Annotated in this window: 20 protein-coding genes, 1 tRNA gene and 1 pseudogene; 15 read left to right on the plus strand and 7 right to left on the minus strand. The window is 64.2% G+C overall.

Annotation, left to right across the window (positions count from 1 at the left end; translation table 11 throughout):
• Nucleotides 1-28 precede the first annotated feature (28 nt).
• Together metH and coaA are read right to left on the minus strand one after the other, a co-directional pair.
• Nucleotides 29-3,592, minus strand: a complete 3,564-nt coding sequence (metH, locus tag ACTNFK_RS04190; RefSeq protein ID WP_435936270.1) for a methionine synthase — start codon at nucleotides 3,590-3,592, stop codon at nucleotides 29-31.
• Nucleotides 3,593-3,637: 45 nt separating this feature from the next.
• Nucleotides 3,638-4,606 (minus strand): type I pantothenate kinase, encoded by a 969-nt coding sequence (gene coaA, locus ACTNFK_RS04195; RefSeq protein ID WP_435936190.1) that lies wholly within the window; start codon nucleotides 4,604-4,606, stop codon nucleotides 3,638-3,640.
• Between the two features lie 31 nt (nucleotides 4,607-4,637).
• On the opposite strand from coaA, the gene glmS reads away from it, so the two are divergent.
• The 6 genes and pseudogenes from glmS to tsaD all read left to right on the plus strand — a co-directional run bounded on the left by glmS (nucleotide 4,638) and on the right by tsaD (nucleotide 11,095).
• On the plus strand, nucleotides 4,638-6,488 hold the full coding sequence (gene glmS, locus ACTNFK_RS04200) for a glutamine--fructose-6-phosphate transaminase (isomerizing) (RefSeq protein WP_435936191.1): 1,851 nt from the start codon (nucleotides 4,638-4,640) through the stop codon (nucleotides 6,486-6,488).
• Nucleotides 6,489-6,494: 6 nt separating this feature from the next.
• A pseudogene (locus tag ACTNFK_RS04205) lies at nucleotides 6,495-6,845 on the plus strand (holo-ACP synthase); the annotation flags it as partial.
• A 149-nt stretch (nucleotides 6,846-6,994) separates the two neighbouring features.
• Nucleotides 6,995-8,647 (plus strand): alanine racemase, encoded by a 1,653-nt coding sequence (gene alr / locus ACTNFK_RS04210; protein WP_435936192.1) that lies wholly within the window; start codon nucleotides 6,995-6,997, stop codon nucleotides 8,645-8,647.
• Nucleotides 8,647-9,429 carry a tRNA (adenosine(37)-N6)-threonylcarbamoyltransferase complex dimerization subunit type 1 TsaB gene (gene tsaB / locus ACTNFK_RS04215; RefSeq protein WP_435936193.1) on the plus strand — a complete coding sequence of 261 codons (783 nt, stop codon included), beginning with the start codon at nucleotides 8,647-8,649 and terminating at the stop codon, nucleotides 9,427-9,429. The genes alr and tsaB overlap by 1 nt, the downstream gene beginning before the upstream one ends.
• Complete coding sequence (gene rimI / locus ACTNFK_RS04220; protein ID WP_435936194.1) at nucleotides 9,426-10,019, plus strand: ribosomal protein S18-alanine N-acetyltransferase; 594 nt, start codon at nucleotides 9,426-9,428, stop codon at nucleotides 10,017-10,019. Before tsaB ends, rimI begins: the two co-directional genes overlap by 4 nt.
• Nucleotides 10,016-11,095: a tRNA (adenosine(37)-N6)-threonylcarbamoyltransferase complex transferase subunit TsaD gene (tsaD, locus tag ACTNFK_RS04225; protein ID WP_435936195.1), complete on the plus strand. Its 1,080-nt coding sequence runs from the start codon at nucleotides 10,016-10,018 to the stop codon at nucleotides 11,093-11,095. The genes rimI and tsaD overlap by 4 nt, the downstream gene beginning before the upstream one ends.
• A 66-nt stretch (nucleotides 11,096-11,161) precedes the next feature.
• On the opposite strand, the gene ACTNFK_RS04230 is transcribed toward tsaD, so the two are convergent.
• Both ACTNFK_RS04230 and ACTNFK_RS04235 read right to left on the minus strand, forming a co-directional pair.
• Complete coding sequence (locus ACTNFK_RS04230; protein ID WP_435936196.1) at nucleotides 11,162-11,569, minus strand: arsenate reductase ArsC; 408 nt, start codon at nucleotides 11,567-11,569, stop codon at nucleotides 11,162-11,164.
• A gap of 12 nt (nucleotides 11,570-11,581) precedes the next feature.
• On the minus strand, nucleotides 11,582-12,577 hold the full coding sequence (locus ACTNFK_RS04235; RefSeq protein ID WP_435936197.1) for a metalloregulator ArsR/SmtB family transcription factor: 996 nt from the start codon (nucleotides 12,575-12,577) through the stop codon (nucleotides 11,582-11,584).
• A gap of 182 nt (nucleotides 12,578-12,759) precedes the next feature.
• Here ACTNFK_RS04235 and ACTNFK_RS04240 point away from each other — a divergent pair, with 182 nt between their 5' ends.
• Entirely contained in the window at nucleotides 12,760-13,479 is a 720-nt protein-coding gene (locus ACTNFK_RS04240) for an MIP/aquaporin family protein (protein WP_435936198.1), read from the plus strand.
• A gap of 193 nt (nucleotides 13,480-13,672) precedes the next feature.
• On the opposite strand, the gene ACTNFK_RS04245 is transcribed toward ACTNFK_RS04240, so the two are convergent.
• A tRNA-Arg gene (locus ACTNFK_RS04245) sits at nucleotides 13,673-13,745 on the minus strand.
• Nucleotides 13,746-13,827: 82 nt separating this feature from the next.
• Here ACTNFK_RS04245 and argS point away from each other — a divergent pair.
• The 8 genes from argS (at nucleotide 13,828) to ACTNFK_RS04285 (ending at nucleotide 24,869) form a co-directional block, all read left to right on the plus strand.
• The gene (argS, locus tag ACTNFK_RS04250) at nucleotides 13,828-15,489 is read left to right on the plus strand and encodes an arginine--tRNA ligase (RefSeq protein WP_435936199.1); all 1,662 of its coding nucleotides are present in this window, start codon (nucleotides 13,828-13,830) and stop codon (nucleotides 15,487-15,489) included.
• Between the two features lie 2 nt (nucleotides 15,490-15,491).
• On the plus strand, nucleotides 15,492-16,277 hold the full coding sequence (locus ACTNFK_RS04255) for an LmeA family phospholipid-binding protein (protein ID WP_435936200.1): 786 nt from the start codon (nucleotides 15,492-15,494) through the stop codon (nucleotides 16,275-16,277).
• Between the two features lie 42 nt (nucleotides 16,278-16,319).
• On the plus strand, nucleotides 16,320-17,717 hold the full coding sequence (gene lysA, locus ACTNFK_RS04260) for a diaminopimelate decarboxylase (protein ID WP_433645991.1): 1,398 nt from the start codon (nucleotides 16,320-16,322) through the stop codon (nucleotides 17,715-17,717).
• A 60-nt stretch (nucleotides 17,718-17,777) separates the two neighbouring features.
• Nucleotides 17,778-19,118, plus strand: coding sequence for a homoserine dehydrogenase (locus tag ACTNFK_RS04265; protein ID WP_433645990.1), 1,341 nt, complete (start codon nucleotides 17,778-17,780; stop codon nucleotides 19,116-19,118).
• Entirely contained in the window at nucleotides 19,115-20,038 is a 924-nt protein-coding gene (gene thrB, locus ACTNFK_RS04270; RefSeq protein ID WP_433645989.1) for a homoserine kinase, read from the plus strand. Before ACTNFK_RS04265 ends, thrB begins: the two co-directional genes overlap by 4 nt.
• Nucleotides 20,039-20,230: 192 nt before the next feature.
• Entirely contained in the window at nucleotides 20,231-22,273 is a 2,043-nt protein-coding gene (gene rho, locus ACTNFK_RS04275; protein WP_435936201.1) for a transcription termination factor Rho, read from the plus strand.
• 42 nt (nucleotides 22,274-22,315) lie between these two features.
• Nucleotides 22,316-23,389 carry a peptide chain release factor 1 gene (gene prfA / locus ACTNFK_RS04280; protein ID WP_435936202.1) on the plus strand — a complete coding sequence of 358 codons (1,074 nt, stop codon included), beginning with the start codon at nucleotides 22,316-22,318 and terminating at the stop codon, nucleotides 23,387-23,389.
• A gap of 76 nt (nucleotides 23,390-23,465) precedes the next feature.
• A complete protein-coding gene (locus ACTNFK_RS04285) occupies nucleotides 23,466-24,869 on the plus strand; it encodes an MFS transporter (protein WP_435936203.1) in 1,404 nt (467 codons plus the stop codon).
• A 25-nt stretch (nucleotides 24,870-24,894) separates the two neighbouring features.
• Here the strand turns inward: ACTNFK_RS04285 and epsC are convergent, their stop codons facing one another.
• Nucleotides 24,895-25,464 (minus strand): serine O-acetyltransferase EpsC, encoded by a 570-nt coding sequence (gene epsC, locus ACTNFK_RS04290; protein ID WP_435936204.1) that lies wholly within the window; start codon nucleotides 25,462-25,464, stop codon nucleotides 24,895-24,897.
• A gap of 100 nt (nucleotides 25,465-25,564) precedes the next feature.
• Entirely contained in the window at nucleotides 25,565-26,500 is a 936-nt protein-coding gene (gene cysK / locus ACTNFK_RS04295; RefSeq protein ID WP_433645983.1) for a cysteine synthase A, read from the minus strand.
• Between the last annotated feature and the right edge of the window lie 90 nt (nucleotides 26,501-26,590).

Below are 26,590 nucleotides of genomic sequence, written 5' to 3' on the forward strand. Positions count from 1 at the left end.
ATAAGGCACCCTGAGACGAAGATGGGGCTTAGACAGAGAAGTACTTCGCCTCGGGGTGGTGAAACACGAATGCGTCCGTCGACTGTTCGGGGTGCAACTGCAGCTCTTCAGACAGGGTGACGCCGATACGCTCCGGGCGCAGCAGTTCGACGACCTTGCGCCGATCCGCCATATCGGGGCACGCCGGGTAGCCCAGCGAGAACCGGGCACCCCGGTAGCGCAGTTTGAAGTACCCCTCGATGTCGGTGGGTTCTTCCGACCCGAAGCCGAGTTCGGTGCGCACCCGGCTGTGCCAGTATTCGGCGAGCGACTCGGTGAGTTGTACGGCGAGGCCGTGCAGCTCCATGTACTCGCGATACTTATCGCCCGCGAAGAGCTTCGCCGTGTGCTCGTCGACGCGCGCTCCGACCGTCACGAGCTGGGCGGAGAACACGTCGGTCTCGCCCGATTCCTTCGACCTGATAAAGTCCGCGAGACACAGGTGACGATCTCGCCGCTGCCTCGGGAACGTGAAGCGCAGCCGTTCGGCTCCGGGGGTCCCCCCTGATCCACCGTCGGGGGCCAGCACGCCACCCTGCTCACCGTGATGCAACACCACCACGTCGTTTCCTTCGCTGTAGGCCGGGAAATAACCGTAGACCACCGAGGCATCGAGCATGCCCTCGGTCTGCATGCGGTCAAGCCAGGATCGCAGCCTGGGCCGGCCCTCGCGGGCAACCAGCTCTTCGTAGCTCAGACCGCCCTCACCGCGGCCGGACTTCAGGCCCCACTGGCCCATAAACACGGCGCGCTCGTCGAGCAGGGCAGCGTAGTCCGCGAGTGGAACGCCCTTCACGATGCGGGTGCCCCAGATCGGTGGCACGGGCACCGGGTTGTCGGTGGCGACGTCGCTGCGGGTGGGGAGGTTCTCGGGCTCGGTCAGGGTGAGCTTTGACCCGGCGCGGTGGATCCGCTTCTTCAGGGGTGGGAGCCCAACCTCGCCGGCATCCTCGCCGCGGGCGACACGCACGAGCGGCGCCATGAGATCGAGCCCCTCGAAGGCATCCTTCGCGTATCGCACCTCGCCGTCGAAGAGCTCCGCGAGGTCGTCCTCGACGAATGCGCGGGTGAGTGCCGCACCGCCGAGGATCACGGGCCAACGCTTCGCAAGACCGCGAGAATTCAATTCCTGCAGGTTTTCCTTCATCACGACGGTGGACTTCACGAGCAGGCCACTCATGCCGATCACGTCGGCATCGTGCTCTTCTGCTGCCTTGATGATCTCGCTGATCGGCTGCTTGATACCCAGGTTAATGACCGTGTAGCCGTTGTTTGTCAGGATGATGTCGACGAGGTTTTTCCCGATGTCGTGCACGTCGCCCCGCACGGTTGCGATCACCATCGTGCCGTTGGACTGTGCCTTTTCGCCGGCCTCGAGCTTCTCCATGTGCGGCTCGAGCAGCGCAACCGACTTCTTCATCGTCTCAGCCGACTGCAGCACGAACGGCAGCTGCATTTCGCCCGCGCCGAAGCGCTCACCGACGGTCTTCATGCCCGCGAGCAGGGTGTCATTGATGATGCCGAGCGCGGTCTGTCCCTCAGCGAGTGCCAGCTCAAGGTCGCCCTCGAGACCCTTCTGGTCTCCGTCGATGATGCGACGTTCGAGGCGTTCGGTCACCGGAAGTGCGGCGAGCTCGGCTGCGCGCTGATCGCGCATGGAGGCGAGATCCACATCGGAAAAGAGGTCGAGCACGCGCGACAGCGGATCGTAGGTGAGGTTGCCCGCGTCGTCGTATCGACGACGGTCCCAGACGAGGTCGAGCGCGGCCTCGCGCTGCGCCTCGTCGATCTGCGCAAGCGGCACGATCTTCGCCGCGTGCACGATCGCCGAATCGAGCCCGGCCTGCACCGCCTCGTGCAGGAACACCGAGTTCAGCACCACGCGGGCGGCAGGGTTGAGCCCGAACGATACGTTCGAGACCCCGAGCGTCGTGTGCAGCCCCGGGTATTTTGCGGTGAGTTCGCGGATCGCCTCGATCGTCTCGATCGCGTCGCGTCTCGTCTCCTCCTGCCCCGTCGCAATCGGAAAGGTCAGCGCATCCACAATGATGTCTCCGACCCGCATGCCCCACTGGCCGACCAGAGTGTCAATGAGCCGCGACGCGATGCGCACCTTATCGGCACGGGTGCGCGCCTGCCCCTCCTCGTCAATGGTGAGCGCGATGACTGCGGCACCGTGTTCCTTGACGAGTGGCATGATGCGGGCGAAGCGACTCTTGGGCCCCTCCCCGTCTTCGAAGTTCACCGAGTTAATAACCGGGCGGCCACCGATCAGTTCGAGCCCGGCCTGCAAGACCGCGGGCTCGGTCGAATCCATGACGATCGGCAGCGTCGACGCGCTCGCCAGGCGCGACACCACGGCGCGAGCGTCGGCGACACCGTCGCGGCCGACGTAGTCAATACACACGTCGAGCAGGTGCGCTCCGTCGCGGATCTGCGCCTTCGCAATCTCGACGCACTCATCCCAGTCCTCGGCGAGCATGGCTTCACGGAACGCCTTCGAACCGTTCGCGTTGGTGCGCTCGCCGATCGCGAGGAACGACGCATCCTGTCTGAGCGACACCGGTTGGTAGAGGCTCGCCACCTCGTCCTCGTGCGTGACCTCGCGAGGAGTCGGGCGCTCGCCGCCGAGTCGTTCGACGACCGCGCGCATGTGCGCCGGAGTGGTGCCACAGCACCCGCCCACGAGGCCGAGCCCGAACTCGCGCACGAACTGCTCCTCGGCGACCGCCAACTCGTCGGGAGTGAGGGGGTAGACGGCACCGTTCGGGCCGAGCTGGGGGAGTCCCGCGTTGGGCATCGCCATCACCGGGATGCCCGCGTGCTTGGACAGATACCTCAGGTGCTCGCTCATCTCGGCGGGGCCGGTGGCGCAATTCAGACCGATCGCGTCGATGTCGAGCGCCTCGAGTGTCGCGAGGGCAGCGCCGATCTCGCTGCCCATCAGCATCGTGCCAGTGGTCTCAACCGTCACCTCGACGAAAATTGGTAGCCGCACACCGGTGCGCTCGATCGCGAGCTTGCACCCGTTAACCGCAGACTTGGTTTGCAGCAGATCCTGGCTGGTTTCAATGAGAAACGCGTCGGTGCCGCCGCGGATGAGTCCCTCCGCCTGCAGTGCGAACGTTTCCTTCAGGTGAGCGTAGGTCGTGTGCCCGAGGCTCGGGAGTTTCGTTCCCGGTCCCATCGATCCAAGCACCCAGCGCACACGGCCATCGGCCGATTCTGCGTGATCCACAGCCTCTCGGGCAATGCGTGCTCCTGCCTCGGCGAGTTCCTCGATGCGATCGTCGATGTCGTAGTCGCTCAGATTCGACCAGTTCGCGCCGAAGGTGTTCGTCTCCACCGCGTCGATGCCGGTGGCGAGGTAGGCATCGTGAATTCGGCGGATCATGTCTGGACGAGACACGTTAAGGATCTCGTTGCACCCCTCAAGCCCCTGAAAGTCCTCGAGGGTGGGGGCCTCGTCTTGCAGCTGTGTGCCCATCGCGCCGTCGGCAATCACGACCCGGCTGTTGATCGCTTCGATCAAGGCGGTGGATCGTGCGGGCATCTGCGGGGAGGAGTCAGTCACCTTGCAAGTCTAGGCTGGTGCCGCTCAGAGCTTACGAAGTAAGACCTTCTGCACTCGGTGGTCGGGTTCCTTGCGAAGTACGAGTGAGGCCCGGGCCCGTGTCGGGCGAATGTTTTCGATGAGGTTCGGTTCATTGATGTTCTTCCAGAACTCAAGCCCCACCGCCCGGGCCTCATCTTCCTCGAGCCCCGCGTACTGCCGAAAGCGAGAGTGCGGATTTCGAAAGGCATCTTCTTTGAGTCGCAGAAAGCGTTCGACGAACCAGTGCTCGATGTCGGAGGTGCGCGCATCGACATAGATCGAGAAGTCGAAGAGGTCAGAGACAGCGAGCGGGTGCTGCATCGAGGCTGGTTGCAGCACGTTGAGACCCTCGACGATGAGGATGTCTGGGGAGAGCACCGTCGTGAACTCGCCGGGAACGATGTCGTAGATCAGGTGGCTGTAGTGCGGGGCCCTGGTTTCAGGAAACCCTGCCTTCACCTGCGAGACGAATCGCAGCAGCGCTCGTCGATCATAGGACTCGGGAAAGCCTTTGCGGTGCGAGATCCCGCGGCGCTCAAGTTCGGCGTTGGGGTAGAGAAACCCGTCGGTCGTCACCAGCTGAACGTTCGGGGTCTCGGGCCAACGTGCGAGGAGGTCGCGAAGGATGCGTGCGACGGTCGATTTTCCGACCGCGACCGAACCCGCAATGCCCAGCACGAACGGGGTCGGCTGGTCGTTTCCCCGCCCCAGAAACCGGCGCGTACGTTTGTGGCCCTTGCGCGCGGCGATGGCGTACTGGTTGATGAGTCGGCTCAGTGGTCGATACACCTCGCTCACCTCGGCCATGTCAAGCGGCTCGCCGAGCCCCCGAAATGCGGAGACTTCGGCCTCGGTGAGTGGCATCGGAGTCTCACCTGCAAGCCTCGCCCATTCGTCGCGTCCGATCTCTATAAAGGGAGAGATCCCGTCGACCCGTGTCAGGGCGTGAGTGTCGTTGTTGTACTCAGTCATCGCTCCTCATCGTGCCACTAAACTGGGGCGCATGTGTGGAATCGTGGGATATGTCGGCCTGGGCGACACCGTTGAGGTGCTCGTCAACGGACTGAGGCGTCTTGAATATCGGGGCTATGACTCGGCGGGCATCGCCGTGCTTGATGCCGACGACGAGCTGTTGGTGCGCAAGCGTTCGGGCAAGCTTGCGCGACTGGTCGAACTCCTTGATGAGAATCCGGTGCAGGCGGCGGCCACGGGTATCGGGCACACCCGTTGGGCTACACACGGGGGGCCGACCGATGTGAACGCGCACCCGCACCTGGGTGACGGCGGCAATCTGGCGCTGATCCACAATGGAATCGTTGAGAACTTTGCTGAGCTTCGCGCCGAGGTCGAGGCGGACGGCATCGAACTGCTCAGCGAGACAGACACCGAGGTTGTTGCGGCGCTGCTGGGTCGCGAGATTTCTCGAATTGGTGACCTTGAGCTGGCGTTCCGTAACGTGGTCGCCCGTTTGCACGGCACCTTTACACTGCTCGCCATGCACCGAGACACCCCTGAGACCGTGATCGCGGCGCGGCACAACTCTCCGCTGGTGGTCGGGCTCGGCGACGGAGAGAATTTCCTGGGGTCTGATGTTGCCGCGTTTGTGAGCTACACCAATCGTGCGGTGGCGATCGACGAAGACAACATCGCGATCATCACGCCGCAGGAGGTGCGGATCACCGACTTCGCCGGGAACGCCGTCGAGTTCTCGGAGTACGAGGTTGCCTGGGATGCGGGAGCTGCCGACAAGGGTGGCTGGTCCTCGTTCATGGCGAAGGAAATCACCGAGCAGCCGGATGCCGTTGCGAATACGATTCGCGGTCGCGTGGTGGACGGTCACGTCGAGATCCCTGAACTCACTGAGCTGGGCAGCGACATCCTCACGGGCATTGATCGCATCGTGATTATTGCGTGCGGTACTGCCTCATACGCGGGTCAGATCGGTGCCTACGCGATCGAGCAATGGGCGCGGGTGCCCGTCGAGGTGCAGCTCAGCCATGAGTTCCGATACCGTGACCCGGTGCTAACCTCGCGCACCCTGGTCATCTCGGTCAGTCAATCCGGTGAAACGATGGACACGCTGATGGCGGTGAAGTACGCGAAGGAACGCGGCACGGTCAACGTTTCGGTCTGCAACACGCAGAGCGCTACGATCCCGCGTGAGAGCGACGCGGTCGTGTACACCCACGCGGGCCCCGAGGTCGCCGTCGCTTCGACGAAGGCGTTCACGGCCCAGATCACGGCGCTGTACCTCATCGGGTTGCACCTGGGGCGCGTGCGCGGAGTGCTGTCCGAGGCCGATGAGGCCGCCGCGGTGTCACAGCTTGAGCAGTTGCCCGAGCGGATCCGCGAGGCGGTCGACACGCACGAGCAGATCGCTCAACTTGCACACTGGATGGCAGACACCCGCTCGGTGCTCTTCCTTGGCCGACACGTGGGGTACCCCACGGCACTCGAAGGCGCGCTCAAGCTCAAGGAGATCGCCTACATTCACGCGGAGGGATTTGCTGCGGGGGAGTTGAAGCACGGACCCATCGCGTTGATTGATCACGGCCAGCCCGTATTCGTGCTCGTGCCGAGCCCGCGCGTGTCACCCATCATGCACTCGAAGGTCGTCTCGAACATTCAAGAGATTCGGGCGCGCGGTGCCCGGGTGATTGCGATCGTGGAGAAGGGGGACACTGCTGTGCTGCCCTACGCCGACGACGTGATTCGCCTGCCGCTCACCGACGCGCTATTCGAGCCGTTGGTGCAGGTGGTGCCGCTGCAGTGGTTCGCGCTTGAACTCTCGACAGCCAAGGGGCTCGATGTCGACCAGCCGCGCAACCTCGCGAAGTCGGTCACGGTCGAATAGCCTCCGATGATCCACGGCATCGGCGTCGACACCGTTCAGATCGATCGATTTGAGCGGCAGCTTGCGCGCACGCCGGCGCTTGTGGATCGCCTCTTCGTTGGTGAGGAACGAGGCCTGGGGGTGCGCTCGCTCGCGGCGAGGTTCGCGGCGAAGGAGGCCCTCATCAAGGCTCTGGGTGGATCTGCCGGCCTGAGCTGGCAGGACATGGAGGTGCGGCGAGGGGCAGAGCGCGCGCCGTATTTCCTGCGCACCGCGGCCCTCGAACGTGCGCTGCATGTGCGTGGGGCGCAACGCATTCACCTGTCACTGACACACGATGCCGGGGTCGCCACGGCCTTCGTGGTGGTCGAGTCGGATCTCGAAAGTGGTGGGTCGACACGGGCCGTCTCGGACGGAGCGGGTACTCTCGAAACACCGAAATCGACATCGAGCCTGGTGTCGACATCAGATACTCCAGAGAACCTGACAATCACCGATCGCGAGGGGGCTGCGTGAGAACCGGCTCAATGCGCACCGCAGAGATCTCCTTGCCGGCGATTCGGCATAACGTTCGCCGGATTCGCGAGTTCACAGGCGGTCAGGTGATCGCGGTGATCAAGGCCAACGGCTATGGCCACGGATCCGAAATCGCCGCGCGCGCCGCAATCGAGGGCGGCGCGGCGCTTCTTGGGGTCACGGATCTCGAGGAGGCGCTCTCGCTGCGCGACCTCGGAATCGATGCGCCGATCCTGTGCTGGTTACATGGGGTGCGTGCGAACTACGATGCCGCGCTCGAGGGCGACATCGAGATCGGCGTGAGCCACATCTCGCAACTCGAGGCGCTTGCCGCAGCAGCGGAGCGCTCCGGTCGCGTCGCCACCCTGCAGTTCAAGGTCGATACCGGCCTGAGCCGAAACGGCGCATCTGCAGATGAGTGGGAGGCGCTATTCGCGCGGGCTGCCGCGTTGGAATCTGAGGGGCTCGTTCGGGTGAGAGGAATCTTCAGTCACCTCGCGAACGCCGGGGAAGAAAGCGACCGCTCCCAGGCCGCGCGATTCGATCTGGCCATCGAGATGCTGCGCCAGGCGGGGTGCGAACCCGAGCTGATACACCTTGCGGCCTCTGCTGCGACCTTCTCATCTCCGCATCTCCACTACAACACGGTGCGCGTGGGGGTCACGGTCTTCGGGTTGAGCCCATTTGCCGATCGGACATCGGCAGATTTGGGGTTGATCCCGGCGATGACGCTGAAATCTGAAATCGTGGGATTGCGGCCGGTGACCGCGGGGACTGGAGTATCGTACGGGTACAACCACGTGGTGCAGGGCGACACGACGCTCGCACTCGTGCCCGTCGGGTACGCGGACGGTATGCCTCGCGCGCTCAACGGGGCAGGTGCCACTGTCGCGATCGCGGGGCAGCACTGCCCGATCGTGGGCCGAATCGGAATGGACCAGTGCATCATCGATCTCGGAAGCCTCGCCCGGAAGGTGAGCGTGGGAGAATCCGTTGTGTTTTTCGGTGACCCGAGCACCGGCGTTCCTCCGGTGGAGATTTGGGCCGAGCTGATGCGCACCATTAATTACGAGATCATCGTCGGGATAGGCTCCCGCGTGGTGCGCGTCGCCCTGGACGACGTACCCGGCACTGCGGACGAGGACATCTTGGTGCCCAGCGGCCGGGCGGCACTGGTACCCGGCCCAACCTCGCGCCGATTCGAGATCGCCGACCCAGACGACATGCACGCGCTCGGGATGCGGCTGGGTGGGCAACTCGCAGCGGGCGATCTCGTGATCTTGACCGGACCGCTCGGGGCCGGGAAGACGACGTTGAGCCGCGGCATTGGCGAGGGCCTCGGAGTGCGCGGCCCGGTGACCAGCCCCACCTTTGTGCTCGCTCGCACACACCCGTCGCTTATCGGTGGCCCCCCGCTGGTGCACGTCGACGCATATCGGCTCAGCGATGCCGCCGAACTCGATGACCTCGACCTCGATTTTGAGCGATCAGTCGTGGTCGCCGAATGGGGGGCCGGAATGCTCGAGGATCGCGACTCCTGGGTTGAGGTGCTCATCGAGCGCCCTACCGGGGCAGGTGCCGGTGAATGGGACGAATCGGGGATAGAGCCACGCGTCGTCACGGTGACCGGCTACGGCGACCGGTGGAAAGCAGGGGTGTGCTGATGTGCGGGTATGTACCAGGTGTCAATGATCCGGAACCGCTCGATGGCAACACTGACCTCGCCGCACGCACCACGGAATCCGGCAGCCGTGGGTCGAGTTCGATGCCCGCGGAACTTAGTGCGACATCGCCCGCGGAGCGAGTAATCGACGCGCCTGAGGTCGGCGATCGAGTGCTTCTGGCGATTGACACCTCGCTGGGCACCTCGGTCGCAGTGAGTCACGCGGGTCGAATCGCCGAGGTCGTGAGCGACGATGCCCGCGGCCATGCTGAGGTGATTGGTACCCTGATTGCTCGTTCGTTGGAACTTGCTGGGGTGCGTGGATCCGAAGTAACAGGGGTCGTGGCTGGTATGGGCCCCGGGCCGTTTACCGGTCTGCGCGTTGGGATTGCGGCGGCGCAGGCGTTCGCGGTTGGTCGCGGGGTGCAGCTCTTGCCGTTGCTCGGCCACGAGGCGATTGCGCTCTCGGTGCTGCAGCTTGGTGCGACGGCCTCGGTGCGCGTGGTGCAGGACGCGCGTCGCCGGGAGCTGTTCGTCACGGACTATGGTGTGCTCGACTGGGTTGGGGTGCCGGTGCGCAGGGGAGACCCATATCTGGTCACCCGTGTCGCGCATGAACCGGTCGCGGGCGAGATCTGGCCCGAGCGGATCCCCGCGGCCAGGCTCGTGCAGCTCGCCGCGCGGCGGCTGGCAAGTGGTGGGGGCTTCGAAGCGGATCGCGCCGTCTACCTCCGCGCGCCCGACGTCAAGCCCTCGGCCGGACCAAAGAGGGTGTCGGCGTGAGCGCGGGCAGCGCGGCATTGGGCTCGGGGCGCCGCGACAATCCATCCGCATCGGCTCCGCCGATGCTCCCGCCAGACCCAGCCAGTCCCGTCGGCCCCGACCCCAATCCCACGCTGCCCAGGTCGGGCTCTGAGAGCTACGTATTGCGCCCAGCCACGATCGCGGATCTCGACGAGATCTGGGCGATCGAGGTGGCCGTCTTTGGTGACGATGCCTGGAGCCGTGACCTCATGCGCGAGGAGCTGGCCGCAGATCACCGCGTGTACCTTGCGCTGGTTGACGATTCGGGTCTGGTTGTCGGGTATGGCGGGCTGCTGGCGGTCGGAGCAGACGCTGACATTCAGACGATCGCAGTGGTGCCGGGCGCACGCGGCAGCGGCAATGGGCGACGCGTCATGGAGGCCCTACTGCAAGCGGCGGGTGAGCGCGGAGTGCGTGAGGTGTTTCTCGAGGTGCGTGCTGACAACCCCATCGCGCGCGGTCTCTATCAATCACTCGACTTTGAAGAAATCGGTGTCCGCCCCCGCTACTACCAACCAGGCAATGTTGATGCGATTGTGATGCGACGCACGGAACGGGGGCGCGCGTGAGCGTGGCAGAGCCATTGGTGCTCGGTATCGAAACAAGCTGTGACGAGACCGGGGTGGGGATCGTGCGCGGGCGAACGCTCTTGGCTAACACCATCGCTTCCTCGATGGATGAGCACGCGCGCTTCGGTGGGGTCGTGCCGGAAGTGGCGGCTCGTGCCCACCTCGAGGCGCTACGGCCCACGATCGAACAGGCCGTGGCCGAAGCGGGGATCCGCTTGGAAGATATTGATGCCGTCGCGGTAACCGCCGGGCCAGGTCTCGCCGGTGCGCTGATGGTGGGCGTGTCTGCGGCGCAGGCCCTGGCGATCGCGCTTGGGAAGCCGATCTACGCAGTGAACCACCTGGTCGGACACGTGGGAGCAGACCTCTTGCAGGGTGCGGGGCTGCGGCAGGTCGCGGGGGCCGTGGGCGAACTTGAGCTGCCGACCGTGGCGTTGCTCGTCTCGGGTGGGCACACCTCACTGCTCGTCGTGCGCGACCTTGTGAGCGACGTGGAGCTTCTGGGTGAGACCATCGACGATGCCGCGGGCGAGGCGTTTGACAAGGTCGCGAGGCTCCTCGGGCTGCCCTACCCGGGCGGGCCTCACATCGATCGGGTCGCGACCGACGGCGATCCCTGCGCCATCAGGTTTCCTCGCGGGCTGACCTTGCCGAAGGACCTGGTGAAGCACCGCTACGATTTCTCGTTCTCGGGGCTCAAGACCTCGGTTGCGCGCTGGGTGGAGAAGGAGCAGGACGCGGGACGGGATGTCCCTGTCGCTGATGTCGCCGCGAGTTTTCGCGAGGCGGTCGCCGACGTGCTCACCGCAAAGGCCATCGCCGCGTGTCGCGATCTCGGCGTGCCCCGATTGCTGCTGGGCGGGGGAGTCGCCGCGAACGCTCGCGTGCGCACGCTCGCGGCCGAGCGCGCGGCTGCGGCCGGTATCGAGCTGCGTGTGCCGCCGCTTTCGCTGTGCACCGACAACGGCGCGATGATCGCCTCCCTCGGGGCGCAACTCATTGCGGCGGGTCACGAGCCGTCAGGCCTCGGTTTCGGCGCCGACTCGACGCTGCCAGTTACCCAGGTGCAGGTATAGCAAATCGGGGCTGGGATGACCCGGCACCGCTTTGCTCGAACAATCGGTGAGTGTGCCCCGACGTTCTTACGCGCCTAGGATCTCGGACACGAGCTGGGTGATGCGCGCACGAATGTCGTCGCGGATCGGTCGTACGGATTCGATGCCCTGCCCTGCTGGATCTTCGAGCGCCCAGTCTTCGTAGCGCTTCCCTGGGAAGACCGGACAAACATCTCCGCAGCCCATGGTGATGACGACATCCGATTCCTGCACGGCTTCGGTGGTCAGTACCTTGGGGGCTTCCGAGGTGATGTCGATGCCCTCCTCACGCATGGCTTCGACCGCGACCGGGTTGATCTGTTCGGCAGGAAGGGATCCTGCGGAGAGCACCTGGATTCGGTCTCCTGCCAGGTGTCGCAGGTAGCCGGCGGCCATCTGAGAACGGCCCGCGTTGTGCACGCAGACGAAAAGAACGGTGGGGGTGGATGTGCTCATTGCGTTGCTTTCCTAATCGTGAGTGGTGAGGGTTGAAATAAGCGCCTGTGCGCGGGCCGCGATATCGTCGCGGATCGCCGCGACGCCCTCGGGAGAGGCGAGTGCCGGGTCGCCCACAGCCCAGTCTTCGTAGCGGACGCCCGGAATGATGGGACAGACATCACCGCAACCCATCGTGACCACGACATCGGCGGCACGCACAGCATCGTCGGTGAGTGGCTTGGGAAATCGCTCATCGGCTCGATCGCCCTCGATCTCCACCAGGAGGTCGTGCACGTGAGGATGGACGTGAGCGGCCGGCGCCGACCCTGCGGAGCGGGCGACCACTTTTCCGCCCGAGAGCTTGTTTACGAGGGCCGCGGCAAGCTGCGAACGGCCTGCATTCTGTACGCAGACGAACAATACTTGCGGACCGGAATGCTCACGGTCTCGATGCAGATCGGCGATCCGCTGCTTGGCGAATCGTTCGGTGAGGGGAATGAGGTGGGTGGCGACCCGTGCAGTGCGGGCAAGCGAGGCATAGGACTCACGAACGAGCCACAACACCTCGCTGCGTGGGAGGTCGGGGTGGGTCGCCGCGAGTTGCTCTGCGAGATGAGTGACTCGCTCGTCAAGATTGGGCAGGGGTGCCTGGGGGCGGGGGAAAGCGTCGTCAGCCACCGCGGCCGGAGCAAAAGAGTCGAGTAGCGCGGTGACGGCCGCGCGGCGGTCTGCCGGGATGCGATACCACACCCAGGTGCCGCGGCGGTCGGATTCAAGTAACCCGACATCCTTGAGCACCTTGAGGTGGTGCGAAACGGTGGGCTGCGCGACACTACTGAGTTCTGCGAGATCGCACACGCAGGATTCCCCACGCGGATCTGCGGCAATTGCAGACAACATCCGTAGCCGCAGCGGATCAGCCAGTCCTTTGAGGGTGGCCGCAAGTGATTGGGCCGCCTCCGTGCCCATGGCGTGCGACTCGGTCGGCGAGCAGGCGAGGTTGGTCTCGGTCGGTGTGGTGCTCATGAGGTGCCCCCTACGGATGCCTGGGTGTGAATGCCAACGCCGCGACGAAGTTATATCGAGATTCGTCTATATCGACACTTATCGATTATAGTCACATGCGTCGCCACACGTCGAAACATCGATGATGCCCACCGTCAAGGTGGGTCGGCGGGACAGCCACGACCCAGTGAATGAGTATCGACATGAGTGAGCACAACATGACATCTATATCTGTCCCGTCGCTCTGGCGGCGGCTGCTGGCAGAATTCCTCGGCACCGGACTGCTGGTGACTGTAGTGGTCGGCTCCGGAATCGCGGCCAGCAAGTTGTCGCCGGGTGACATCGGGCTGCAGCTCCTTGAGAACAGCTTTGCCACCGCGCTCGGCCTGGCCGTGCTGATACTCATCCTGGCATCGGTCTCGGGGGCCCACTTCAACCCGGTGGTCACACTCGCCGACTGGTTTGTTGGTCGTCGCGCTCGGGGCGGGTTTGCGGGTCGGGATCTTGCCCCGTACGTGCTGGCACAGGTCATCGGAGGCATCGGGGGAGCGGTGCTCGCGAACCTCATGTTTGATCTGCCGACCAGCCTTTCCGCTACCGATCGGGTCACCCCGGGAACTCTGCTCGCCGAGGTTGTGGCCACCGCGGGCCTCGTGCTTTTGATCTTTACCCTTGCCCGGTCAGGGCGTGGACCACTCGTCATCGGCCCGGCCGTCGGTGCGTATATTGGCTCGGCCTACTGGTTCACATCCTCCACATCGTTCGCAAACCCCGCGGTGACGATTGGCCGAATGTTTTCCGACACGTTTGCGGGGATTGCGCCAGTCTCTGTGCTGCCATTCATCGTTGCGCAGCTTGTGGGTGGAGTGGTGGGGGTGTTGTTGGTACTGGCGCTGTTTCCGCAGCGCAGCCCGAGCCGCTGACGGCAGATGCCCGTGGGCCCCACCCCGCGCTTCGCTCCGTGGGCAATCGCAGTGGCGATTGGGTGCACTTCGCGCACGAAGCCTTGCTTCGTGCAAATGCTCAGTGCCCCACCGGGCGCTTCGCTCCGTTGGCTGCCGTCGTGGACGGCACGGGACCCTGAATGCGCAGAGCGATGCTCTGCGCATAATTCAGTGCCCCCGGAGGGATTCGAACCCCCGACCTACGGTACCGGAAACCGGCGCTCTATCCCCTGAGCTACGGAGGCGACCTGACAATCCTAGCGCAATTGGAGACCCCGTTTCACGCTCGGAGCTTCCGTCGCGATGCCGCACGTAGAATGGTCACTCGTGACCCCCCAAGAACTTGCCAGCGCTCTCGCCCGTATCCTCAACGAACTCCTCGCAGAACGCGGTGTCGAGATCGTTGTGACCGAATCGGACGCTGAACCAGAGCGACCCAAGAACCGCGAGCACGGTGACTGGGCTTCGAACCTCGCGATGAAGTTCGCGAAGCGGATCGGCACGAACCCGCGTGAACTTGCCGTCGAGATCGTACAGCGGATCTCCGAAATCAACGGCATCGCGAAGGCCGAGATTGCCGGGCCTGGCTTCATCAACATCACCCTCGATGCGGCCAGCGCGGGCGAGACTGCGCGTCGAATCCTCGAGCAGGGTGAAGGCTACGGGCGGGGCACCGTTCTTGCCGGCCAGAAGATCAACCTCGAGTTCGTCTCAGCGAACCCCACCGGCCCGCTGCACATGGGCCACACTCGCTGGGCTGCGCTTGGCGATTCGCTGTCTCGTGTCCTGCGAGCAGCCGGGGCCGAGGTCACCAACGAGTACTACATCAACGATGCCGGTTCGCAAATGAACAAGTTCGGTCGATCGGTTCTGGCGGCGGCGCTCGGTGAGCCCGCTCCTGAGGATGCCTACCCGGGTGAATACATTCAGTCACTGGGCGCGCATGTGCGCGGCGAGATCCCGAATCTCGCGGATCTGCCGCGAGACGAGGCACTCGAACTGGCGCAGGAGACCGCGTATCAGCGACAGCTCGCTGATATCAAGGACTCGCTCGAGCGCTTCAACGTGCACTTTGACGTCTTCTTTTCCGAGCGCACCCTGCACACACCCGGCGCGAACGGGGAGCAGAGCCCCATCGAGGCCGCGGTCGACCGGCTGCGCGAGCAGGGGCACGTGTTTGAGGCAGACGACGCGATTTGGGTGCGCACCACCGACTTCGGAGACGACAAGGATCGCGTGTTCACCCGCGGCAACGGCATCTACACCTACTTCGCCGCGGATGCCGCCTACTACCTCACCAAGAAGGATCGCGGTTTCGGCGAGAAGATCTACCTGCTCGGGGCTGACCACCACGGTTACATTGGCCGCCTCACTGCGCTCGCGGGAGCTGCGGGCGACAACATCGAGACCGATATTACGGTCCTCATCGGTCAGCTGGTCAACCTCAACGGCGCGAAGCTCTCAAAGCGGGCGAACAACATCATCGAGCTTGACGACCTGCTCGAGTGGCTCGGCAGCGACGCGCTGCGCTACTGGCTCGCGCGCTACCCCGCCGACTCTCCGCTCTCGCTCGAAGGTGAAAAGCTGCGCAGCCGCACGAATGACAATCCGGTGTTTTACGTGCAGTACGCGCACGCGCGCACCTGCGCGGTGGATCGCAACGCCGTTCTCGCGGGTGTGGATCGGAGCACCTTTGAGCCTGCGCTGCTCACCCATGACACCGAGTCGGATCTGCTCGGCAAACTCCAGGAGTACCCGCGCATCGTCGCTGGTGCCGCCGAGCTGCGTGAGCCGCATCGGGTGGCGCGCTACCTCGAGGAGCTGGCGGCCGCCTATCACCGCTGGTATGACAACTGCCGGGTGATTCCGCTCGGCGAGGAGCCGGTGAGCGACCTGCATCGCACGCGCCTGTGGCTGAACGACGCGGCCGGTCAAGTGATCCGCAACGGTCTCGATTTGCTGGGTGTCAGCGCGCCGGAACGGCTCTAGCAATGACCGCGGCTGCGACTGCGGAAGCGACACCACGGAGGCCGCGCTGGGCACTGCGGGTGCTGGGTATCGTGCTGGTATTCGCGGCGCTCGCGGGCGCGGCCGAGCTGGCGCTCAGGCTCATTGTGCCCGGCATCGTCGCGAGTGCGGTGAGAGACAGCTTCGGCATGACCGTCGACCACCCAGTCGACGTGACAGTCGAAGGGTCGGCGTTGCTGAGCGCACTCGCGGGCAACGTTGGCGACGTGTCGATCCGGGTGCCGCAGGTGACAGTACTCGAAGGCATCACCGTGACGGTGGCGGCATCGGCCCAGGCTCTGCCGTACGACGCGACTGGTCGCCCAATGGAAGCGGCCGACGCGTCGGTCACGATTCCCGCAGATCAGTTGGGCTCCGTGATCGCGCTCGTGACCTCGGGTGTCGCGAATACGGGCGGAGTCACTGGCGGTGAGCTCCGGCTTGGACGAGACATTTCCATGTTTGGCGTGAGGATACCCATCGAGGCGAGTCTCGCTGTTGCGGTGAGCGATGGCGATCTCCTGGTTGAGCCCACCGCGGTGAGTGCGGCGGGGGCGGATCTCACTGCCGAGCAGATTCGCCAAATCGCGGGTACCTCCCTCGACGGGATACTGAAGCCGCATTCGGTGTGTGTGCGCGACCAACTCCCCGCGGGAGTCACCCTCACTGAGATTCGCTTCTCGTCGACGGGCGCAGTGACCGTGGCCGCGAGCCTCGCTCCTGACATCATCGCGAACCCCGCGCAACTCGAGCTCGGCACCTGCGCGTAGCCGGTCCACGGGGGAGTATGCCGAGGGCGGTAAGCTTGTGGGGTGAGTGCTGCCGTCGACCCGAACGCGATCGATCCACGTGTCTACCCGCCAACTTCGCGTCGAGGGCGCGATTGCGGGAGACTGAAACTTGGGAATCTCACGGCGACTGATCTCGTGGAAGAATATGGATCACCGCTCTACGTCATCGACGAGAACGCGGCCCGGCTCCGGGCCCGTGAAGTGCGCGCCGCGTTGCAGAGAGAATTTGCCCGCGTCGGCACCGAGGCGACTGTTTACTACGCGGGTAAGGCGTTTCTCTGCGTCGAGGTCGCCAGGTGGATGACGGAGGAGGGCCTCAACATCGATGTTGCGAGCGGCGGGGAACTCGCGGTGGTGCTCGCCGCCGACATAGATCCGGCGCGCATCGGTTTCCACGGGAACAACAAGTCGGTCGCCGAAATTGAGCGCGCGGTAGGCGCTGGCGTGGGCACGATCGTGCTCGATAGCGAGCAGGAGATCGAACGGGTAGCGCGGGCCGCGGCAGCCGCGGGGATTCGCCAGCGCGTTCGTCTGCGCGTCAACAGCGGCGTGCACGCCGGGACGCATGACTACCTGGCTACCGCGCACGAAGACCAGAAGTTCGGCCTGCCGCTCCCTCGAGCGACCGAGCTCGTGCGGGCCATCGTCAGCCACGAGAGCCTCGATTTCATGGGCCTGCACTGCCATATCGGATCACAGATTTTCGCGACCGACGGGTTTCGCGAGTCTGCAAGGCGCCTCATCGGTGTATACGCGGACCTGGCGGGTATCACCGGCACCCCGATTGCAGAGCTCAACCTCGGCGGAGGGTTCGGCATCGCCTACACCTCAGCACAGGCGAGCGAAGCTCCAGATGTTGCCACAATCGCGCGGGAACTCGCCGACATCGTGGCAGATACCTGCCGCGCCGCGGGCATCGCGATTCCGAAGCTCGCCTTTGAACCAGGTCGGTCGATCATTGGGCAAGCGGGCATCACCCTCTACACGGTGGGCACGACGAAGCCGGTGCAGCTCGCGGGCAGCGACGCTGAGCGAGAGAGCCTGGATCTGGGTTCTGCCGAGCGGCTGTACGTCAGCGTCGACGGGGGGATGAGCGACAACCCTCGTCCGGCTCTGTACGGTGCCGACTATCAGGTGCGCCTTGCGAACCGGCGCAGCGATGCCGAGCCCGCGCTCGTGCGCGTAGTGGGCAAGCACTGCGAGTCGGGCGACATCGTCGTGAACCGTGATCTGCTTCCCGGTGACGTTGCCCCGGGCGATATCCTTGCGGTGGCAGCGACCGGGGCCTACTGTTGGTCGATGTCGAGCAACTACAATTACGTGCCGCGGCCCGCGGTGGTTGCCGTGAGAGACGGTACATCGCGAGTGATCGTGCGTGGCGAAACCGAGGCCGACCTGCTCGCGCGGAGTGTGTTCTAGGGCGCTCGCACGGAGCGCCGCGCGGCGATTCGCGATCCACCACTTTCCTCGACATCACACATGCCACAACAAATCGAACGGAGTAACGAAGTGAACGGTTACCGCGATCTTCGCGTTGCGCTCCTGGGCTGCGGCTCAGTGGGCGCTCAAGTTGCGAGGCTTATCCTCGACCATGGCGACGAGTTGGCGGCCCGCATTGGGGCCAATCTGCAGCTCACCGGTATCGCCGTGCGCGACATTGACGCGCGACGCGACGTGGAGTTGCCCCGTGAGCTGTTCACGACCGATGCCGAGCAACTGGTGCTCGGTGCTGATGTGGTCGTGGAGCTGATGGGCGGCATCGAGCCCGCTCGCTCGTTGATCTTGCGCGCGATTGAGGGCGGAGCCGACGTGGTTACCGCAAACAAGGCGTTGATTGCCGCGCACGGCCCCGAACTGAGCGAGGCGGCCGAGCAGGTCGGTGCCCAGCTGTCTTACGAGGCTGCGGTTGCTGGCGCGATCCCGATCATTCGTCCGCTGCGTGAGAGCCTCGCGGGTGACCACGTTACTCGGGTGTTGGGTATCGTGAACGGGTCGACGAACTACATTCTCGATCGGATGGATCGCTTTGGCGACAGCGCCGAGGACGCGATGCGCGTGGCTGCCGAGCTCGGCTATCTCGAGGCGGATCCCACGCTTGATGTCGAGGGCTATGACGCGGCGCAGAAGGCGACCATTCTCGCACGCATCGCCTTTCACACTGAGGTGCCTGTCGACTCCGTGTACCGCGAGGGCATCACGCGGGTAACCCTGGCACAGGTCGAAGCGGCTAAACACGCCGGCTATGTGATCAAGCTTCTTGCCATCGCTGAGCGACTCACTGCGGCGGATGGTACCGAGGGTGTCTCCGCGCGGGTCTACCCGGCGCTGATCAGCCGCGATCACCCGCTTGCAGCGGTGCACGGCGGGAAGAACGCGGTCTTCGTCGAGGCAGAGGCGGCCGGGGAACTCATGTTCTATGGCGCCGGCGCCGGCGGTGTCGAGACGGCCTCCGCGGTACTCGGCGACCTAGTCTCGGCCGCGCGCCGGCACGTGGTGGGTGGGCCTGGTATCCCGGGATCCGCGCACGCCGACCTGCCCATTCTGCCGATTGGCGAGGTGACCACGAGCTACCAGATCATGCTCGAGGTGCGTGACGAAGCTGGGGTTCTCGCGACCATCGCCGGGATTCTCGCACAGCACGGTGTTTCCGCGTCGAGCGTCGAACAGTCAGTACCCGAGGGCTCGCGCGGCACCGCGTCGCTCGTTATCGGTACACACCGGGCGCGCGAGGCCGACCTCGCGGCGACCGTCGAGGAGTTGCGCGACAGCGAGGCGGTCACGGCTGTCACGAGTGTGCTGCGCCTTGAGGGCAACTCATGACGCGACTGCGGGTGCACGTACCGGCCACGAGCGCCAACCTCGGTCCAGGCTTTGACACGCTGGGAATTGCGCTGTCACACGGAGACGAGCTCACCGTAGCGACCCGTGATACCCCGGGCGTCTCTGTAGCGGTAAACGGAGTGGGTGCGGGGGAGGTTCCCACCGACGAGACGAATCTCGTGGCCCGCTCGGTACGGCACGTCTTTGACCGCTTGGGCCGCACCATGCCCGGTATCGATATCGTGGCGCACAATCGCATTCCACACGGCCGCGGTATGGGGTCGTCGGGGTCGGCGATCGTGGCAGGTGTGATGATCGCCGCCGGCCTCCTCGCGCACGATGCCACAGACCCGGTGCGCCTCGGCGACGACCAACTCTTGCGATTTGCGACTGAGCTCGAAGGTCACCCAGATAATGTCGCGCCTGCGCTCTTTGGTGGGCTTACCATTGCCTGGACCAATGCCGAGGGTCCGAGGTTCAAGCGGCTCATGGTGCACCGGGGTGTCTCGCCGCTGGTGCTCGTGCCCGATTTCACCATGTCAACCGAGCTTGCCCGCAGCCTGCAGCCGGCACAGGTCCCGCATGAAGACGCGGTGTTCAACGTGTCTCGTTCTGCGCTGCTCGTCGCGGCCCTCACGCAGAGCCCAGAGCTGCTGTTCGAGGCAACCGAAGATCGGCTGCATCAGAACTATCGCGGGGAAGCCATGCCGCTCACTCGCGACCTCATCGGTGCACTTCGTGCGGCGGGGCACGCTGCAGTCGTTTCCGGTGCGGGGCCCTCGATCCTCGTGCTCGCGAGCGGGCCTGCCGAGCGACTCGCGGCAGCGAAGGTGGCAGAGGCTCACGGCGGCAGCTGGCGCGCGTTGTTCCTGGCTGTTGATATCAAGGGTGCTACAGTAGAAGAGATTCCCGCCGCGTAGCCGTGGTTCTCCCGCGTGTGTGAAAGAGTGGATCTCCACCCCGAATGTTATGGGTTGTGGTGAACCCTCCCGGTGGTGGATCGTTTCCTCGCCCGCTTCGTCGGGCGATCCTGACGCACACTCGTGCATCGCCGCGAACATCAGAGCATTGTATCTGAGAGTTCCCGTGGCACCTCTCCCGAAAGGATGACCGTGGAGCACATCTCCAACGAGACCAACGCACCCGCAGCTGGTGCAACCCTGGCTACTTCTGCGCAGGCAGCAGACCAGCCTACGAACGCCGAGGCAGCCCCAGCGCGCCGTCGATCGCGCCGGGCGACCGCAGCTACCGGCGAGGCGGTTGCCCCTCCCGCGGCACAGGCCAACGAGGCATCTGAACCCGCTTCCGAGAACCGTGCCGCTGAAAAGCCTGCCGCCCAGAAGCGTGGCGCTGAGAAGACGGCCGCAGAGAAGCCACGTGCGGCACGTGCGTCGAGCGCCGAGGCCGTTGAGACCCCCGTAGCCGAAGAGGCGGCAGCGCCGAAGAAGCGTGCGACGCGCAGTCGCAAGAAGCCGGTCGAGGCCGAGCCCCAGGCTCAGCCCCAGTCCAACGAACCCGTGGACGATGGGCAGGCTGCGACTGCTTCCCCAGATGCAGCATCTGCTGATGCCGAGGCTCCCGTCGCGCCCAAGCGTCGTGCGACGCGCAGTCGCAAGAAGCCCGTTGAGGCTGATGCACCCGTTGCCGATGCGCCGGCAAGCGATGCGCCACAAAGCACAGAAGCCGCTCAGTCTGAGCCCGTGCCAGCGGCAGTGACGCAGCCGGAGTCAGATCCCGAAGCGGAGGCTGGCCAAGGCCGGTCGAGTAATCAGCGAGGCCAGGGGAATCAGAAGACCCAGTCAAACCAGCGTAGTCGCTCACGCAACGGTCAGTCGCGCCGACCCGCCGAGTCCAGTGAGACCGAAGATGGCGAGCAGCAGTCAGAGGGCGCCGAGAGGGGCGGAAGTGACACACCGTCCGCCCGCAACGGGGAGGCTCCTGCGCGGTCGAGTCGCACCCGTCAGCGCGAGCGCAAGCGCCGCGGCCAGCCTGACGATCTTGAGCCAGAAATCACCGAAGACGACGTGCTGCTGCCCGTCGCCGGCATTCTCGACGTGCTCGACAACTACGCTTTCGTGCGCACGAGCGGGTACCTCCCGGGAACGAACGACGTGTATGTTTCACTCGGTCAAGTCAAGAAGTACGGCCTTCGCAAGGGCGACGCAGTTGTCGGCGCGATCCGCCAGCCTCGCGACACCGATGGTGGAGGTCGTCAGAAGTACAACGCGATCGTCAAGGTAGATACGGTCAACTCGCGCCCCGTCGAAGACGAGCAGAATCGAGTCGATTTCCAGGATCTGACACCGATCAATCCCGATCAACGGCTTCGACTCGAAACCGGCAAGGCTGAGTTCACTCAGCGCATGATTGATCTCTTCACGCCGATCGGGCTGGGGCAGCGCGGTCTCATCACGGGAGGCAGCGGGTCGGGCAAGACCCAGGCACTCCGGCACATTGCCGCCGGTGTGGCGCACAACCATCCCGAGGCGCACCTCATGCTGGTGCTGCTTGATGCCCGACCCGAAGAGGTTACCGAGCTGCAGCGCAGCATCAACGGCGAGGTCATCGCGGCAACTTTCGATCGCGCTGCAGAAGACCAATCGACCGTTGCCGAGCTCGCGGTCGAACGCGCAAAGCGACTCGTTGAGTTGGGACACGACGTGGTCGTCCTGCTAGATTCGGTGACCGGCTTGGGACGGGCGCACCATCTCACGAGTCCTGCTGCGGCCCGCCTCGCAGGCGGCACCCTCGACCCGCTGGTTCTTGCGCCGGTGAAGCGTCTGTTGGGAGCTGCACGCAACCTGGAAAACGGTGGATCGCTGACCATCATCGCCACGGCGAATGCACATTCAACCTCGCGCACCGACGAGCTCATCCTTGAGGAGCTTGCTGGTGTCTGGAACATGGAGCTTCGTCTCGTGGACGAGCTGGCCGCGCGACGCACGTTTCCCGCGATCGACCTCGTCAGCTCGGCAACGCGTCGGGAAGAGCTCTTGACGAGTGAGGCCGAGGCCGATGTGCTGGGCCAGGTGCGTCGCTCCGTGGTCGAGTTGGGTCAGCAGAACGGCCTTGAGATGGTCCTGAACAAGCTGCAGGAGACGTCGACGAATGTTGAGTATCTTGCGCTGGTACAGCGCACCTCAGTGCGCGTCTGACGGCACGGCTGAACGCGACGAGTTTCAAGCAGCGGAGGAAAGATGTTCGAACAGGTGGAGTCACTCCTCAGCGAGTTGACGCAACTGCAGGATGAGTTGGCCGACCCGGCCCTGCACGCTGACCCTGCTCGCGCGAAGAAGGTGAATAGGCGATATGCGGAGCTCAGCAAGATTAAGGCCGCCCACGAATCGTGGCTGCACACTGCTGACGATCTTGCTGCTGCGCGTGACCTCGCGAAGGAGGACGAAGCCTTTGCCGAAGAGGTTCCCGCCCTCGAAGAGGCACTCGCAGAGGCTCAGGAGAAGGTGCGGCGGCTCCTCATCCCGCGCGACCCTGACGATGCGCGCGATGTGATCCTCGAGATCAAGGGCGGCGAAGGCGGCGCTGAGTCGGCGCTCTTCGGGGCCGACCTGCTGCGCATGTACATGTACTACGCCGAAAGCAAGGGCTGGAAGACAGAGATCCTCGAGAAGGATGAGAGTGATCTGGGCGGTTACAAAAACGTGCAGGTCGCTATCAAGTCAAACGCCACTGACCCTTCACAAGGAGTTTGGGCGCATCTCAAGTACGAGGGTGGCGTGCACCGTGTGCAGCGCGTGCCCGTCACCGAATCACAGGGTCGTATCCACACCTCTACCACCGGCGTGCTCGTGTACCCCGAGGTAGATGCGCCCGACGAGATCGAAATCAATCAAAACGATCTCAAGATTGATGTGTACCGCTCGAGCGGGCCGGGCGGGCAATCCGTCAACACGACCGACTCCGCCGTGCGCATCACTCACTTGCCGACCGGCATCGTGGTGGCCATGCAGAACGAGAAATCGCAGCTGCAGAATCGCGAAGCCGGAATGCGGGTGTTGCGCGCGCGCATCCTTGCGAAGCGGCAGGAAGAGGTGGACGCGGAGGCAAGCGCCCATCGTTCGAGCCAGATCCGCACAATGGACCGATCCGAGCGAATTCGCACGTATAACTTCCCAGAGAACCGTATTGCGGATCACCGCACCGGGTACAAGGCCTACAACCTTGATCATGTGATGAGTGGGGCGTTGGAGCCAGTCATTGATTCGTGCATTCGCGCCGACGAAGAAGCTCGGCTCGCAGATCTGAGTTCCTAGCAGGGCGAACCACAGGGCTCTCCGGGCACGTTTCGCGACGCTCAGACCGCCCCCGCGCGGACGATACCATGGCACTATGCGCCGCTCTCATACATTCCTGCCGTGGCTGGTGTGGGGAGTCGCTGCACTGGCGTACGCCGTTGCGGTCATTAATCGATCGTCGCTGTCTGCGCTCGGCCCCGCGGCCCAGGAACACTTCGGCGTAGATGCCACCACGCTTGCGACGTTCGGTACCCTCCAACTGGTGGTCTATGCCGGGCTGCAGATCCCGGTCGGTCTGTTCCTAGACCGCTTCGGACCGACCGCGATGATCCTCACGGGCGGTGTGTTGATGCTCGCGGGGCAACTTCTCATGGCGACAGTCGTTGACGTGTCGTTCGCGATCCTTGCTCGCGTGCTAGTAGGGGCCGGAGACGCATGCACGTTTATAAGCGTCATGCGCATGTTGCCTGCCTGGTTTGCGTTGCGCCAACTCCCGATCGTTGGTCAGGCGACCGGACTCATTGGTCAGACAGGCCAGCTGGTCTCGGTCATTCCCCTCGCGCTCATCGTTGGAGGGCTCGGGTGGATGCCCGGATTCCTCGGCGTCGCGGCCATCGGGTTTCTCGTCGTGCTGCTTGGCGTGTTTGTGCTTCGCGACTACCCGCATGCGGGTACCGTCTTTGAGCGGGTCACCGGGAGACTGGGGCGTACGAGCAGGGAAGCCAGATCACTTGGCGGCACCGAAAACACCTCAGAACTCGCCGCGCTGGCGCCCCCGGCAACCGCGATGATGGCAGTGGTGGATCCGGGGAAAATGCGACGTGTTCCTGGGCTCGGGTTCATCGACAAGAGTCGTCGGCTGCTGAGTATTCCCGGAGTCAGACTGGCCTACTGGGTGCACTTCACTGCGCCGTTTGCGGCGAACGCTTTCGTGCTGCTCTGGGGTACCCCGTTTCTCACCGGAGGTGTGGGCCTGACCGCGGCAACTGCCTCTGGCCTGCTGAGCTTGATGATTGTATCGTCAATGCTGGGCGGGGTGGTCCTGGGACCGCTCAGCTCGCGGTTTGTTGAACGGCGGGTCCGCATGGTCATGTCTATAGCGGTGACGATTGCGCTTGCCTGGGTGGTCACCTTGCTCTGGCCCGGCACCCCGCCCGTGTGGCTGCTGGCCAGTCTCATGTTCATCATCGCCGTCGGCGGGCCAGCCTCTATGATCGCGTTCGAAGTTTCACGTTCTCATACACCGCGCAGCTTCGCTGGTTTTGCGACCGGGCTTGTGAATACTGCCGGTTTCACCTCGTCGCTGCTCGTGATTTTCCTCATCGGTTTCACCTTGGATGTTCAAGGAGCCGGCTCACCCTCCTCGTACTCGCTTGATGCGTTCCGGTGGGCGTTTGCCGTGCAGATCCCCTTTTGGGCCGTGGGCATCATGATGATGCTCATCGAACAGCGACGAACAGCAAGATGGATGCAGCAGCACGGGCGACGCCTGCGCTAGTGGGTGGAAACCCCGGGGGGAGAGCTTAGATCACGTAGAAATCGGCCGTGTCGGGAAGCTCGGCACGCGGTGCGCCGCGGCGGGGACGCGACACCGCCGGGATGCCGGTCAGTGTGCTCCAAGGAGGTGCCGAGCTCACCACGACAGCATTCGCTCCAACCGCGCAATCGTCTCCGAGAGTGATATTGCCGAGGAGCTTGGCCCCGGCCCCAATGACCACGCGATTCCCAATAGTGGGGTGCCGCTTTCCTCCGTGGTGTCCCGTGCCACCAAGCGTCACGCCGTGATAGATGAGCACATCGTCGCCGATCACCGCGGTTTCGCCAATCACCACGCCCATGCCGTGGTCGATGAAGAGTCGCCGACCAATACGTGCGCCCGGGTGGATCTCGATCCCCGTGAAGAAGCGGGTGAGCTGAGAGATCGCTCGCGGGCCGAAGCGGAGCCCACGCTGCCACAGTGCGTGTGACAGGCCGTGCCACCAGACGGCGTGAAGGCCCGAATACACGAAAAACACTTCAGCGGCGCTCCGTGCCGCCGGATCATGGCGCTTCGCTGACTGAATGTCTTCGCGCATTCGGGAAAAGAGACTCACCGTTCAATTGCTTTCGTCGTGTGTGGCCGGGGAAATGCGGCTGCGGGTACGCATCGTTAAACGATGCACACCCGCAGCTGCGGCATGGGAACCGGGCGGGTCAGTCGTTCAAGTCTTCAAACAGAACGGTTGAGAAGTAGCGCTCTCCGAAGTCAGGCACAATGACCACAATCTTCTTGCCAGCGTTTTCGGGGCGTTTCGCGACCTCAATCGCTGCCCAGACGGCCGCGCCCCCGGAGATGCCCGTGAGGATACCCTCGTCGGTGCCGAGCGCGCGCGCCTTCGCGATTGAATCGGGGAGTGAGACATCGATCACCTCGTCGTACACCTCCCGATCGAGGATGTCGGGAACGAAGTTCGCGCCGAGCCCGTAGATCTTGTGTGGCCCAGCGGTGCCTTCTGACAGGAGCGGAGAGTCGAGAGGTTCCACCGCGACAACCTTGACGTTCGGGTTCTGCTCCTTCAAGAAGCCGCCCGCACCGGTGATCGTGCCGCCAGTGCCGATGCCAGCGACAAAGATGTCAACCTGTCCGTCGGTGTCGTTCCAAATCTCCGGGCCAGTCGTCTTGCGGTGAATGGCCGGGTTTGCCGCGTTGCCGAACTGATTTGCGAGGATTGCTCCGGGAGTGCTGGCGACGATCTCCTTCGCCTTATCGACCGCGCCGCGCATGCCGAGGGGACCCTCGGTGAGCACAAGCTCCGCGCCATAAGCCCGCAGCATCTTGCGACGCTCAATGCTCATGGTTTCGGGCATCGTGAGCACGACCCGGTATCCGCGCGCCGCGCCGACTAGGGCGAGGGCGATGCCCGTGTTTCCGCTCGTGCCCTCGACAATTGTGCCGCCCGGCTTGAGTGCGCCCGACTGCTCAGCGGCATCGATGATTGCGACACCGATACGATCCTTCACGCTGCCAGCGGGGTTATAGAACTCCAGCTTGGCGAAGACCTCCGCCTCGGCGCCGTCAGTGACGCGATTCAACCGCACAAGCGGTGTGTTTCCGAGGGCCTCGGTGATGTTGTTCAAAGTGCGTGCCATGGGTATCTTCCTCGTGAATCCTCGTGGTCGTGCAAGTCCACATGAAACTATACCCCTTCGTTATTTGACCTCTTTCCAGGGCTTATGAAT

This window comes from Leucobacter fengyongliangi (genome assembly GCF_052386045.1).

What these genes read in the sequence shown, in the direction of transcription:
- metH (WP_435936270.1), bottom strand. Translation starts at nt 3,592, where the DNA reads ATGCCCGCACGATCCACCGCCTTGATCGAAGCGATCAACAGCCGGGTC.
- coaA (WP_435936190.1), bottom strand. Translation starts at nt 4,606, where the DNA reads ATGACTGAGTACAACAACGACACTCACGCCCTGACACGGGTCGACGGG.
- glmS (WP_435936191.1), top strand. Translation starts at nt 4,638, where the DNA reads ATGTGTGGAATCGTGGGATATGTCGGCCTGGGCGACACCGTTGAGGTG.
- alr (WP_435936192.1), top strand. Translation starts at nt 6,995, where the DNA reads ATGCGCACCGCAGAGATCTCCTTGCCGGCGATTCGGCATAACGTTCGC.
- tsaB (WP_435936193.1), top strand. Translation starts at nt 8,647, where the DNA reads ATGTGCGGGTATGTACCAGGTGTCAATGATCCGGAACCGCTCGATGGC.
- ACTNFK_RS04230 (WP_435936196.1), bottom strand. Translation starts at nt 11,569, where the DNA reads ATGAGCACATCCACCCCCACCGTTCTTTTCGTCTGCGTGCACAACGCG.
- ACTNFK_RS04235 (WP_435936197.1), bottom strand. Translation starts at nt 12,577, where the DNA reads ATGAGCACCACACCGACCGAGACCAACCTCGCCTGCTCGCCGACCGAG.
- ACTNFK_RS04240 (WP_435936198.1), top strand. Translation starts at nt 12,760, where the DNA reads ATGAGTGAGCACAACATGACATCTATATCTGTCCCGTCGCTCTGGCGG.
- ACTNFK_RS04255 (WP_435936200.1), top strand. Translation starts at nt 15,492, where the DNA reads ATGACCGCGGCTGCGACTGCGGAAGCGACACCACGGAGGCCGCGCTGG.
- ACTNFK_RS04265 (WP_433645990.1), top strand. Translation starts at nt 17,778, where the DNA reads ATGCCACAACAAATCGAACGGAGTAACGAAGTGAACGGTTACCGCGAT.
- thrB (WP_433645989.1), top strand. Translation starts at nt 19,115, where the DNA reads ATGACGCGACTGCGGGTGCACGTACCGGCCACGAGCGCCAACCTCGGT.
- prfA (WP_435936202.1), top strand. Translation starts at nt 22,316, where the DNA reads ATGTTCGAACAGGTGGAGTCACTCCTCAGCGAGTTGACGCAACTGCAG.
- ACTNFK_RS04285 (WP_435936203.1), top strand. Translation starts at nt 23,466, where the DNA reads ATGCGCCGCTCTCATACATTCCTGCCGTGGCTGGTGTGGGGAGTCGCT.
- cysK (WP_433645983.1), bottom strand. Translation starts at nt 26,500, where the DNA reads ATGGCACGCACTTTGAACAACATCACCGAGGCCCTCGGAAACACACCG.